The following is a 12,648-nucleotide window of genomic DNA, read 5'->3' as shown; positions in this document are numbered from 1 at the left end:
GGGCCTAGGCCCCTTTATATGTATTACTTGCTTGTAGATTTGCTAAATGCGGCTTCCAGCACAGCCACCATTTGATCATTTTCAGACTGAGTCAACGGTTTGCCTTTCTCGCTAATAAATTGCAGGCTACTTCTGTTATCCAAGTCACCAACCTGTAGCTTGTAATTCCCTTCGCTAATAGAAGGAGCTTCAACACCCAGAGCTTTCCAATCAGAAGAGCTACGTCCTTTATAAGTCACGGCGATCGCTCCCGTTGAGCGGGTACGATCCGTTACTTGCATACCAATGCTTTCCAATATGAATGACAATCTATTCCAAACCACATTATATGGTGCACGAACAATAACTTGCGGCAGCCCAGTATTATCGCTACCGCTTTGTACGGATAATATACCAGAGTCTTTCGCACCGCTTTCGCTCGCAGCCTCCTGTTGCTGACTTAAGCCACTCACCAATTCATTAAACATTAACACATTATAATGCTGGATTTCGTCAGGATTGGTGACATTTCCTTCACCATGTTTCAAGCCTTCATTTGACACAGATAGCACTACTTGGTAACCCTGTTGTGTAACCGAAATACGGTAACGCCCCTGATATGGAACATTTTCATCTGCTCGTGACCATGTAATCCAATCAGTCGTCAATGTTTTTGCAGAATCATCTTCCTGGCTAACCGGATAATTCTTCTTCGCCAACAAATTCTTTACTTGTGCCCACAAGTTGCTGTATTCCGAGGTATTTTCAAGCAACAACTTACTGCTTTGAGCGCTATTCTCAACGCGGGAACCCGTCAATAATGCAAGAGTTTGTAATGGTGGGCGAATATCCAGCTCTTTGCCCACTTTACCCATTGAAGGTATTTGCATAATATTATATTCGCCGTTTTGTAACGGTAATTCCGTTCCCGCAGGGATGTTCAATATTTTCAGCGGGGGCGTTTCAATATAGGATTCATCCCCACTTACCTGACGTTTATAGCGCTGATCGCTGGTGCAGGCTGCCAAAAAAACTACCAATGACAGACCAGCAACCTTCATGACCTTCGATTTTTGCAATAATGTTGCCATTAAAATTCCCTAAATTTTACAGTAATCCAGCCATTTTCATGGCCTTACCAACTGAAATTTGCCCTTCCTGCGTTAGCGGAATCATGGGTAAACGCAGTGTGTCATCAGCAATTAACTCCAGTTGACGGCAGGCCCATTTGACTGGCGTCGGGCTAGGTTCAACAAATAATTGATGATGCAATTCCATTAGTCGAGTGTTCAGGTTACGAGCTTTCAAAAATTCACCCTGTGCAGCCAATTCACACATTTGTGCTATTTTCGCTGCTGCAACGTTCGCTGTCACAGAAATAACCCCTTTACCACCAAGCTGCATGAAATCGACAAAATTTGCATCATCACCACTTAGCAGAATGAAATTTTCATCATTAACCAATTCTTGGATCTGACTGACCCGACTTAAGTTCCCCGTTGCTTCCTTAATTGCAACAATATTTTTCAATTTCGCCAAGCGAGCGACTGTCGGTGGCAGCAAATCACATCCGGTACGAGACGGCACATTATACAGTATTTGTGGTAAGTCAGTATTTTCGGCTATCGCTTTATAATGCAGATATAAACCTTCCTGTGACGGTCTATTATAATAAGGTGTCACTGACAGGCAACCCGCAACACCCGTGTTTTCGAAACTACGAGTTAATGAAATAGCTTCTGCCGTCGCATTTGCACCCGTTCCTGCAATCACTGGAATGCGCCCATCAGCCAATTCCAGTGTTGTCAGTACGACATCAACATGCTCATCATGTTTAAGCGTTGCACATTCACCCGTTGTTCCAACAGACACAATCGCAGATGTACCATTAGCGATATGATAATCCACCAACCTTTTCAAACTGGCTTTATCAATTTGACCGACTGAATCCATCGGAGTTATCAACGCAACCATGCTGCCTGTAAATCCAGTATGAGAGTTCACCATTGCCATCTCCACCTTTAATTAACTTAACCGCAAATGAGAAACTCATGGTACTTTCTTGTAATACAGAAGAAAACTCTTTAAGCACGCGATTTCAATGAATTTTGTTAATACCTAGTGTAGACGATTAAACAGAAATTATAATCGTACTTCCTTTAACAAATGCGATTGACCTTCTCTTGATGATTTTTTATGTTTAAACACAGCAGACACACCAACTACAATATAAAGGAAAATCGCTTTGCCAACATCAGAACAACACTTTTTAGTGATAACGGCCCTTGGTACAGATCGTCCCGGCATCGTCAATACCATAACCCGCCTTGTCAGTTCATGCGACTGTAATATTGAAGATAGCCGTCTAGCAATGTTTGGCGAAGAATTTACCTTTATCATGTTGCTATCTGGAAGCTGGAATGCCATTACCTTGATCGAATCTACATTGCCACAGAAAGGTGCAGAACTTGAGCTACTTATAGTGATGAAAAGAACCCGATGTGGTGCCCAGAAAACATTTCCTTCGACGATTACCGTCAAAGTGGACGTGGATGATTCACCGGGGATTGTTGAACGTTTTACCAGTTTATTCACGGCCCAAAATCTCAATATCGCTGAACTGGTATCAAAAACCCATTCTGCCAAAGAAGATATGTCTGCTCGCCTGCAAATTCAAATTACAGGCCATCATCCATTGGATGATAACGGCACTATATTTAAAGAAACTTTTCATCACCTATGTACAGAATTAAATGCACAAGGCACTATTAGTATCCAAAATCATAGTAGTATCCAAAATCATTCAAATCAAAACGAGTAAACGGAGAATACGCGATGAATCCATTGAAAGCCGGTGATAAGGCACCTCAATTCAGTCTTCCTGACCAAGATGGTGAAACTATTAGTTTATCTGACTTCAAAGGTCAGCGTGTTTTAGTTTATTTTTATCCCAAAGCAATGACGCCAGGCTGCACAGTTCAGGCATGTGGCTTACGTGACACAATGGCAGAACTAAAAAGCATCAATATTGAAGTGTTGGGCATCAGTACGGATACACCGGAAAAATTATCCCGCTTTGTTGAGAAAGAGATGCTAAATTTCACGCTCCTCTCTGACGTTGATCATCAGATTGCCGAACAATTTGGTGTTTGGGGAGAAAAGCGGTTTATGGGGAAAACCTATGATGGTATTCATCGCCTTAGTTTCTTAATTAACCCACAAGGCGATGTTGAACATGTTTTTGATAAATTCAAAACCAGTGATCATCATCAAGTTGTACTGAATTACTTAAAACAGCATCCACTGTAATTCGATAATAATCAGATAGTATAATTCATCCCCGCAACCAAAGTTGAGAGCGGGGATGAATATTAACGCCATCGGCGACGTTCCTGAAAAGCTAAGACTATGGCTGGTATAACATGGAGCAGCAACTTGCGGATAATATGACGCACTTTCCGTTACCGTAGGTGGATTTAATCCTGTGATGACACTCCAAACATATAGGCCAGAGGCAAACCCAATAATGACCTCATCCCCACACCTTATCTTTATTTCCGTTTATACCCTTCGTCTTTCAAGTTGCAGCTTTGTTGGCCACGCTTACGTCCCTGTCACATAGTTCGCTATGCTCTTGGGGATTCGTTCCTAAGACATAAGGGCTGCATCTTGAAATCCATTGGGTATACAACTTTAATATAGCTTTAATATAGACTTAACATATTCCACCATAGCCACCAGCAATACTGACTGTGGATTATCATATTTCTTCTTCAATTTTATCTTCCGGCCAAACATGAATGACGGCTTTGATTAACGTAGCCAGTGGGATGGCAAAGAAAACTCCCCAGAATCCCCATAATCCACCAAAAATAACAACAGAAAGGATGATAACTAGCGGATGAAGATTAACCGCTTCTGAAAAAAGGATTGGCACAAGCAGGTTTCCGTCTAACCCCTGCACAATCAAATATGCGATGAACAGTGTCCAGAAATCAGTTCCAAGCCCCCATTGAAATAGTGCTACAACAATGACAGGAATAGTAACAAGTACAGTACCAATATAAGGAATGAGTACTGACAAACCGACCAATACCGCAAGCAGTAAGGAATAATTCAATCCGAAGAAGGCAAATACTGCATACGTACAGATAGTCAAAATGACCATTTCTGTCACTTTACCACGGATATAATTGGTAATTTGCTGGTTCATCTCATGCCATACTTTTCCTGCCAAACCACGGTTGCGCGGCAATACGCGCTGTAATGCCATCACCATTTGGTTTTTGTCTTTCAACAGAAAAAACACCATCAAAGGAACAAGGATCAAGTAAATAGCAAGCGTTAATAAGCCAATCAGTGATGCTACTGAAAATTTAAAAACGGATTCTCCGGCCAGAGAAAGTTTACTGCGAAGATTCGCAGCTATCATATCAATAATCCCGGCATCGACCAGTACAGGGTAACGGGAAGGTAAAGCATGAGCATACTCATTAAAACGGTTGATCATATTCGGGATATCAGAAAATAAGTTTAATCCTTGCTGCCAGACGGTCGGAGCGACAATCAGGATAACTAATGCACTGATACTCATAAAAATTGCTAATACGATGGAAACAGAAAGCGTTCTGCTACATCCCAGTTTTTCTAACTGCATTGTTGGCCATTCCAGCAAATAAGCTAGCACAGTGGCGGCAAGGACAGGAGCCAGAATTCCGTTAAAAAAATAGATGATTCCAAATCCAGCCAACAAAATTATCGATAAAGCAATAACTTGTGGATCAGTGAAACGGCGGCGATACCATTGCATGATCATATCCAACATAAATACAACTCCTTGACAGCAGTACTCAATGATTATTTTTACTAAAACTTATTAAGATTGGCGGATTTTAAGTTACCCTCTGCTATCATACACGTATTCATGAAATTGATAGCTAATTGGAGCACACTGTTTTATGAGAATGGTCCTATGAGAAAAACGCTAAAAAAAAATCTGGTGGCTATATTTATCAGCCTGCTATTATGTGGCAATACTTCTGTTTTCTCCGCACCGGTTGAAGATGCTCTACCTGATATTGGCACCACAGCAGGTGCGACTCTCAGTATCAATCAAGAAATGGTCATGGGCGATTTATATATCCGTTCAATACGAGCCCAAGCTCCACTGATTTATGATCCATTGTTAACGCAATATATTAATAAGTTAGGTCAGAAGTTAGTTAATCACGCTGATTCAGTAAAAACACCTTTTCACTTCTATTTAATCAATAACCCCAATATTAATGCCTACGCATTTTTTGGTGGTAATGTTGTGCTTCACTCAGCCCTGTTCCGTTATAGCCGCACAGAGAGTGAACTGGCATCCGTCATTGCGCATGAAATATCCCATGTAACACAACGACACTTAGCCCGATTGATGGAAGATCAACAGCGTAAAAGTCCAATCGCTTGGGCTGGCGCACTGGGTTCCATTCTGCTCATGATGGCCAGTCCACAGGCTGGTATGGCCGCACTTAGCGGCACACTTGCTGGTTTCCAGCAAGGCATGATCAGCTTCACCCAATCGAACGAACAGGAAGCTGATCGCATTGGTATGCGGACTCTCAGCCGGGCAGGATTTGATCCACATGGCATGCCGGCCTTCATGCAAATTCTGGCAGACCAATCTCGCTACAGCTCCAAACTTCCCGAAATACTCTATACTCACCCATTACCTGCCAGCCGTTTAGCTGATGCCCGTAACAGAGCAAATCAATATCCCACTAAGACGGTTACTGAGTCTCAGAATTTCCTGTTTGCCCGTGTTCGTATCCTGACAATGTTTTCAACCGAGCGACGTCCTGATATTGAGCTATTGCTGAATAAATATAGCCAAGGAACCACCAAAGAGCAGCTTGCGGCGGCTTATGGGCACGCTATTTTGTTTTCTAAAGATAAAAACTATTCTGAAGCCAGAAAAATATTAACGCCATTACTGGATAAACAGCCCGATAATATTTGGTTTATTGATACGATGACAGATATCGATATCGAACAAAAACAGTATGCCAACGCTATTAACCGCTTGCAGGACGCACTCAAGACCCAGAAAGGTAACCCAATATTGCAAATCAATCTTGCTAATACCTACCTTGAAGCCAAGCAATACCCACAAGCATCACAACTTCTATTTCGCTATACTTTCAATAACCCTGACGATCTCATTGGGTGGCAACTATTAATGGAATCCGCCGGGAAACAAGGGAAACGCAATGAAGAACTGGCTGCCTACGCGGAAACGATGGCATTACAAGGCAAATTTGACATGGCCATAGAATATCTCAGTAAGGCCAGCGCATTGGTAAAATTGGGGAGTTATGATCAAAAACGGTATGATGCCCGTATTGATCAATTGCGCCAACTGCAACAAAGTTATAGCCAATATAAAAAATGAGGGATTTTTTACATGCAACAGGTTACTTTTTATCATAATCCCCGCTGCTCAAAAAGCCGTGAAACACTCAAGTTGGTTGAAGATCTCGGCATTGCACCGGAAATCATTTACTATCTCGATACACCACCCACTGTGGAACAACTTATAGTGCTATTGGAACAGCTCGGTTTCAACGATGCCCGTCAATTAATGCGAACCAAAGAAGCGCTCTATCAGGAGTTAAATCTCGGTGTTGATTCGCTATCTCAAGAAGCCTTGCTTCAAGCAATGGCAGACAATCCCAAACTGATAGAACGCCCGATTGTTGTTGTCGGTGATAAGGCGCGTTTAGGCCGTCCCCCAGAACAAGTTAAAGAGATCTTAGGTTAGCCACCTTTGCCGTGCAATTAAATAAAAATCAAACAAAAAAGTGATAGAGGTATATCCTCTATCACTTTTTCACTATTATCCCGTTTCCTTTCTGCCTTATCTGCTCAAAGCTCAAGGATATCTTTCACAAATGGGATGGTCAGTTTGCGTTGCGCCACGATGGAAGCCCGATCAAGCTCATCCAATGTTTTAAATAGCGTTTGCATTTCTCTATCGAGCCGTTTCAATACAAAGCGCCCGACATCCTCAGGTAATTCAAAACCCCGTAATTTTGCCCGCAACTGTAATGCCTGAATTTTTTCATCATCAGACAAAGGCTGTAATTTGTAAATTTGCCCCCAATCTAAGCGAGAGGCTAGGTCTGGCAACGTCAGATTAATCTGCCGTGGAGGACGATCACCTGTGATCAAAAGACAAGTTCGGCCAATCTCCACAATCCGATTATAAAGATTGAAAATAGCCATCTCCCATTCCTGATCACCAGCAATGCACTCGATATTGTCGATGCACACTAATGATAAATGCTCCATCCCATCAAGGACTTCGGGAACAAAATAGGCCCGTTTATCCAGAGGTACAAATCCCACGGCTTCTTCCTGTTGGGACAATTCGGCACAGGCTGCATGAAGCAGATGACTCTTGCCCCCGCCATCGCGGGACCAAAAATAGATATAGCTACCGTGTGACTGACTAATGGCCAATTTTATTGCAGCTAATAAGGAAGTATTCTCACCTGCAAAGAAACTGGCAAATGTTTCATCATCGGGCAAATATAATGGCAATGAAAGCTGCGACGGTGTATTCAGAAGCACCTCAAACAGAATGGATAACGAACAGCGCTAAGTCTACCACAAAAAGTCTCTATAAATGAAACGAATGCTTTGTTTAAAACGAGCGGTTATTGTCGATACGAATCACACCATAAAATGGGTAGTTTACAATCAATTGAATGGCAAAAATTTATTTTTTATATATTGTCATTCTGTTAGGCATGAGGCTAGTATCAAAGCATGTTTCCCAATAAAGCCCCTGTAACAAAACCAACTCTGTTTACTCGCTAGAAATGCGCTTCCCAGTGCAAATTTTATTTCACATCCCATTGCCATATAAGCTATTGGTAAAAATACGACACATTACTGAATTTCTCACTTAACCATCTTAATTGCTTTTACTAGTAGGTTAATATGTTTATAAATAACATATTACAGAATGTGATAAAGAAAACTCAAACCATTTTTGTGGGTGGTTCTTTCAATAAATTTCAATTTGAAACAAAAAAATTGATAAAGTCGGAGAATATGAATCTCCCATAGTACATAAGCTAATGAATACTATTGAACAAAAAGAAAGTGTTCTTAAGAAATTACGCAGGTACTCAACAAGGACAGAAACATCCTCTCAACGTTATAAATGCTACAATGAAAGTAAATTCAAAATGAATCTTGTCGGAAATTGTGACGAACTCTCTAATTATGCGTTTCATTATTTAATCAAGCTTCATTCATTGAAAATTTTTAATTATTACAAGAACGAAGATCCCAACCCAAACAAAATAATATATTTCATCCTATATGAAGCTCTACAACCTTATGATCATGTCGTTATCAGTATAGATTAGCCAAAAATTGATGAAGGAAGCATTCTCACGTATTCAACCAGAATCATGGATATGCGACCCTTGGGCAGATATTATTTGTAAAGGAAAAAATTTTTCTGATAAATGGAAATTTAAAATGATAGAATGGGAGGAGAAAAATATGTTCATAATAGCCGAAGACATCGAAAACAAAAAAGTCAACACGAACAGATACCGTACATTATTTTCTCCTTTGAGAGAAAAAATATTCCATATAATCCAAGAAAATTAAAAATTTGATATATTAGAATGAGTTTTCCTTGACAAGGATGGGAAAATTAACACCTTTAATAAAGATGATAATAAAATTCCTTATAATATTAGTGAAATAAATAAATCAGAAATATTTTCCTTGGGTATTCGCGATATAGATAGAAATTTCTATTATACCGTTCCAAATAATTTATCTGATATCATAGTCGAAAAATTAAGAGAGCAAGTCCACACATACAATGGGTTAGCTAAAATAGCCTTGAAAAAAAGATATTAAATTACCTATTGTACTTCTGAAAATAGAAAGGGCTTTAGAAAAGGCCCTTTCTTATCAATTTGACTAATCTAACTTATCCTATTATTTCACACTTTTTATCATCTTTAATCGATTCTACAGAAGAATTGATATACGGTTCGTCGGGACGGATAATGCTAATCAACTTAAAGAGTAGACTCAAACCAATGCCTGCAACAGTTGCAAGCGCCATCCCCTTCAATTCCGCAGCACCAACCTGAATTTTTGCCCCGCTGACACCAATAATTAAAATCACAGAAGTCAGGATCAAGTTCTGTGCTTTACTGTAATCAACTTTCGAATCAATCAAAACTCGAATACCTGATGCACCAATAACACCGTATAACAGCAGGGAAACACCACCCATAACAGGAACAGGGATTATTTGAATCGCCGCTGCCAATTTACCGACGCAAGAAAGCAATATTGCCAATATTGCAGCACCACCAATCACCCATGTGCTATAAACACGCGTCAATGCCATAACACCGATATTTTCACCATAAGTCGTGTTAGGCGTTGAACCAAAGAAACCCGAAACCATCGTTGAGAAACCATTCGCAAACATTGAACGATGCAGACCCGGATTTTTTAATAAATCCTTCTGTACTATATTGGCGGTAACGACCAAATGCCCAACATGCTCAGCAATGACCACCAAAGCTGCGGGTAAAATAGTCATAATGGCAAACCATTCAAACCGTGGCGTATAGAAAGTCGGCAATGCAAACCACGGAGCTTCGCGTACTGGTGTCAAATCAACCTCTCCCATCATGAATGCCAATGCATAACCCACTAACACCCCAATCAAAATAGGAATAATCGCCATAAAACCACGAAACATGACCGAGCCTAATATCGTCACGCCTAACGTTACCATTGAAATAGTCAAATGAGCCGTATTGATATCTGCCCCTGTCGCTGGGCGTAGACCAACCATATCAGCAGCAACGCCAGCCAGCTCCAGACCAATCACCGCAACAATGGCTCCCATAGCCGCAGGTGGAAACATCACATTGATCCATCCCCTTCCTGCAACCTTAACAATCAGGGCAACCAAACAAAACAACAGACCACAAACAATAAATCCCCCCAGTGCCAACTCATATCCCAGAGGTAATAGCAGCAATACCGGAGAAATAAATGCAAAACTAGAGCCTAAGTAAGCCGGGATTTTTCCTCTGCATATCACAAGATACAGTAACGTTCCGATTCCATTGAATAGCAGGATGGTTGCTGGATTGACTTTGAACAGGATGGGAACTAAAACGGTTGCCCCAAACATGGCAAATAGGTGTTGTAAACTTAATGGAATGGTCTGCACCAGTGGTGGCCTTTCATCTACGCCAATTGTACGTACATCGATAGTACGACGGGTCATTCTGTATGTCCTCTATATTGTCTTGCTAGAAACCAAAAAAAAGCCGACTTTCCAGTCGGCTAAAAATGTTACTTCGTACCAAATATCTTATCGCCTGCGTCTCCCAGGCCCGGAACAATGTATCCATTCTCATTGAGACGCTCATCAATTGAGGCAGTGTACAACTCAACATCTGGATGAGCTTTTTCCAATGCGGCAACCCCTTCTGGAGCAGCAACCAGAACCAATACCTTAATCACAGGGCATCCTGCCTTTTTTAACAGATCGATAGTGGCAATCATGGAACCCCCTGTCGCCAGCATCGGATCAACAACCAATGCCATACGCTCACTAATGTCAGAAACTAATTTCTGAAAATAAGGTACAGGTTCGAGTGTCTCTTCATCACGATACACACCAACAACACTGATCCGCGCACTTGGAATATTTTCCAGTACGCCATCCATCATCCCCAATCCCGCACGCAGGATAGGTACTACTGTGATTTTCTTCCCTTTAATCTGGTCAATTTCCACCGGACCACACCATCCGTTAATGGTCACTTTTTCAACTTCTAAATCAGCAGTTGCTTCATATGTCAGAAGACTACCCACTTCTGAGGCCAGTTCACGAAAGCGTTTGGTGCTTATATCATGATCTCGCATCAGACCAAGTTTATGCCTCACTAATGGGTGCTTTACCTCAACGATCTTCATGAGTTTCTCCTACTGTATATAGCCGGCAGATAAAAAAAATATTCAAATAAAACGCTAACATTCCCGTCATATCTCGCTATTGCGTTGAATTTACTGAGTTGCAACTTTTGGTGATTTTCGTGCATTTAAAGAAGTTTTGAGCTATTTTTGTATTATCAGCACCCCTCATAGCACCCCATTGCTTTGTGAAAATTTAAACAAGGAGAACATCACAGATGGCCTACTATAGCATAGAGAAACGCCCACGTGCAGACGGCACTGTCCGTTACCGCTGCACTGTGGGTGTTAAATCCGGCGGTAAATATATTTACAGAGAGAACCGTACATTCGGAAAGCAAGCCCACGCTAAAACTTGGGGTGCTATGCGGGTAGCTGAATTGGAACAGAACGGGATACCATCGAATAATGAGGTCGAATATTTAACCGTGGGTGATTTGTTACACAAATACATCAGCGATCCCAATCTGGGTATGAAAGCAGGAAGAACCAAGAAGGGCATATTGAACGCATTGTTAAATAGTGAATTAGCAAAACTTACTCTAACTGAGTTTTCAGTGAGTCACATTATTGATCACTGCAAGCAACGATATTCTATAGGAATTATCCCTGCCACCATTAACCATGATATCGCCTATTTGTCCTCAGTCTTAAAAGCAGCCAAACCTGTTTATGATATAGACTACACCTCAAATCCCGCACATGAAGCCCGTCCTCTGTTAACGCAAATGGGATTGATCAGTAAAAGCCAGCGACGCAGCAGAAGGCCAGAACGCGAGGAATTAGAGAGAGTAATGGAGGTATTACGCAGAAAAGGGAATCATTGGACAAGTAAGATTCCTTATGAAGATATTCTCAATTTCTCAATTTTGAGCTGCATGCGCATAGGCGAGGTGTGCAAAATTAGGTGGGATGATATAGATGATAAACAAAGATCCGTCATTGTCAGGGACAGAAAAGACCCAAGAAAGAAAGTGGGTAATCATATGTCTGTGCCTTTGCTTGGGGAGGCATGGGATATTGTTCAAAGGCAACCTAAATCTGAGAGTGGACTGATATTTCCCTATAAATCCTCAAGTATATCTCATGGTTTTCAAAAAGCATGTGTCGAACTAGACATTGAAGACCTCCGCTATCACGACCTGCGCAGAGAGGGAGCCAGCCGTTTATTTGAAGCTGGGTTCTCGATTGAAGAAGTAGCCCAAGTTACAGGCCATCGCTCTCTCAATATTCTATGGCAGGTATACACGGAACTGTATCCAAAGTCACTGCATAAAAAATTTAATAAGCTAATGCAGCAGAAAGAAGAGTGATTTATAAAGGGCTTTCAAATCCCAATTAACAATATTGATCAGGGTTCTCGGCTCACGGACGACCTTTTTTGGAATTTTCCAAAAAAGTCTCATAGTCCCCATGCCCAGTAAAGTGAAGAGCCTCCCAAATCGGTGACTCCTTAAGCTAAAGGAATCCCTACAGTTAGTTTTCCCTAAATAAAGGGTTAAATGAGTACACTGCTGCGATTTCAAATGACGGCAGTGAACGGTATCTAATCGCTCCGTTTGAAACGGAAGGATGCCTGCACCATGCAGGAGTTAAAGGTGAGAAATCCCACCTTTAGGTAACTTGTTAATTTTACTTATTTCCTGC

At 41.3% G+C, this 12,648-nt stretch carries 11 protein-coding genes; 5 read left to right on the top strand and 6 right to left on the bottom strand.

Annotated elements, in window-relative coordinates; translation table 11 throughout:
* Positions 1–23 precede the first annotated feature (23 nt).
* Positions 24–1,070, bottom strand: coding sequence for an outer membrane protein assembly factor BamC (gene bamC / locus Xhom_RS17165; RefSeq protein ID WP_069315464.1), 1,047 nt, complete (start codon positions 1,068–1,070; stop codon positions 24–26).
* 16 nt (positions 1,071–1,086) lie between these two features.
* Positions 1,087–1,986, bottom strand: coding sequence for a 4-hydroxy-tetrahydrodipicolinate synthase (dapA, locus tag Xhom_RS17160; protein WP_069315463.1), 900 nt, complete (start codon positions 1,984–1,986; stop codon positions 1,087–1,089).
* Positions 1,987–2,224: 238 nt separating this feature from the next.
* Between dapA and Xhom_RS17155 the strand changes: the two genes are divergently transcribed.
* Entirely contained in the window at positions 2,225–2,800 is a 576-nt protein-coding gene (locus Xhom_RS17155) for a glycine cleavage system transcriptional repressor (RefSeq protein ID WP_069315462.1), read from the top strand.
* A 14-nt stretch (positions 2,801–2,814) separates the two neighbouring features.
* A complete protein-coding gene (bcp, locus tag Xhom_RS17150) occupies positions 2,815–3,288 on the top strand; it encodes a thioredoxin-dependent thiol peroxidase (protein WP_069315461.1) in 474 nt (157 codons plus the stop codon).
* Between the two features lie 451 nt (positions 3,289–3,739).
* On the opposite strand, the gene Xhom_RS17145 is transcribed toward bcp, so the two are convergent.
* Positions 3,740–4,804 (bottom strand): AI-2E family transporter, encoded by a 1,065-nt coding sequence (locus tag Xhom_RS17145; RefSeq protein WP_069315460.1) that lies wholly within the window; start codon positions 4,802–4,804, stop codon positions 3,740–3,742.
* Between the two features lie 147 nt (positions 4,805–4,951).
* Between Xhom_RS17145 and bepA the strand changes: the two genes are divergently transcribed.
* Together bepA and arsC are read left to right on the top strand one after the other, a co-directional pair.
* Entirely contained in the window at positions 4,952–6,415 is a 1,464-nt protein-coding gene (bepA, locus tag Xhom_RS17140; RefSeq protein WP_069315459.1) for a beta-barrel assembly-enhancing protease, read from the top strand.
* Between the two features lie 12 nt (positions 6,416–6,427).
* Positions 6,428–6,784, top strand: coding sequence for an arsenate reductase (glutaredoxin) (gene arsC, locus Xhom_RS17135; RefSeq protein ID WP_069315458.1), 357 nt, complete (start codon positions 6,428–6,430; stop codon positions 6,782–6,784).
* Between the two features lie 104 nt (positions 6,785–6,888).
* Here the strand turns inward: arsC and hda are convergent, their stop codons facing one another.
* The 3 genes from hda to upp all read right to left on the bottom strand — a co-directional run bounded on the left by hda (position 6,889) and on the right by upp (position 11,004).
* Positions 6,889–7,596 carry a DnaA inactivator Hda gene (hda, locus tag Xhom_RS17130; RefSeq protein WP_069315457.1) on the bottom strand — a complete coding sequence of 236 codons (708 nt, stop codon included), beginning with the start codon at positions 7,594–7,596 and terminating at the stop codon, positions 6,889–6,891.
* 1,387 nt (positions 7,597–8,983) lie between these two features.
* Positions 8,984–10,294, bottom strand: coding sequence for a uracil permease (uraA, locus tag Xhom_RS17115; RefSeq protein ID WP_099139822.1), 1,311 nt, complete (start codon positions 10,292–10,294; stop codon positions 8,984–8,986).
* Positions 10,295–10,377: 83 nt separating this feature from the next.
* Entirely contained in the window at positions 10,378–11,004 is a 627-nt protein-coding gene (gene upp, locus Xhom_RS17110) for a uracil phosphoribosyltransferase (RefSeq protein ID WP_069315453.1), read from the bottom strand.
* A gap of 215 nt (positions 11,005–11,219) precedes the next feature.
* Here upp and Xhom_RS17105 point away from each other — a divergent pair, with 215 nt between their 5' ends.
* Complete coding sequence (locus Xhom_RS17105; protein ID WP_069315452.1) at positions 11,220–12,314, top strand: site-specific integrase; 1,095 nt, start codon at positions 11,220–11,222, stop codon at positions 12,312–12,314.
* Positions 12,315–12,648: the final 334 nt, after the last annotated feature.

Origin of the sequence: Xenorhabdus hominickii (genome assembly GCF_002632725.1) — a bacterium.
GTDB classification, from domain to species: domain Bacteria; phylum Pseudomonadota; class Gammaproteobacteria; order Enterobacterales; family Enterobacteriaceae; genus Xenorhabdus; species Xenorhabdus hominickii.
The sequence above is the reverse complement of the archived record's forward strand: the minus strand, read 5'-3'. Positions and strand labels throughout refer to the sequence as shown.

Excerpts from the sequence above, each read along its gene's own strand:
- bamC (WP_069315464.1), bottom strand. The coding sequence starts at position 1,070 with ATGGCAACATTATTGCAAAAATCGAAGGTCATGAAGGTTGCTGGTCTG.
- dapA (WP_069315463.1), bottom strand. The coding sequence starts at position 1,986 with ATGGTGAACTCTCATACTGGATTTACAGGCAGCATGGTTGCGTTGATA.
- bcp (WP_069315461.1), top strand. The coding sequence starts at position 2,815 with ATGAATCCATTGAAAGCCGGTGATAAGGCACCTCAATTCAGTCTTCCT.
- Xhom_RS17145 (WP_069315460.1), bottom strand. The coding sequence starts at position 4,804 with ATGTTGGATATGATCATGCAATGGTATCGCCGCCGTTTCACTGATCCA.
- bepA (WP_069315459.1), top strand. The coding sequence starts at position 4,952 with ATGAGAAAAACGCTAAAAAAAAATCTGGTGGCTATATTTATCAGCCTG.
- arsC (WP_069315458.1), top strand. The coding sequence starts at position 6,428 with ATGCAACAGGTTACTTTTTATCATAATCCCCGCTGCTCAAAAAGCCGT.
- upp (WP_069315453.1), bottom strand. The coding sequence starts at position 11,004 with ATGAAGATCGTTGAGGTAAAGCACCCATTAGTGAGGCATAAACTTGGT.
- Xhom_RS17105 (WP_069315452.1), top strand. The coding sequence starts at position 11,220 with ATGGCCTACTATAGCATAGAGAAACGCCCACGTGCAGACGGCACTGTC.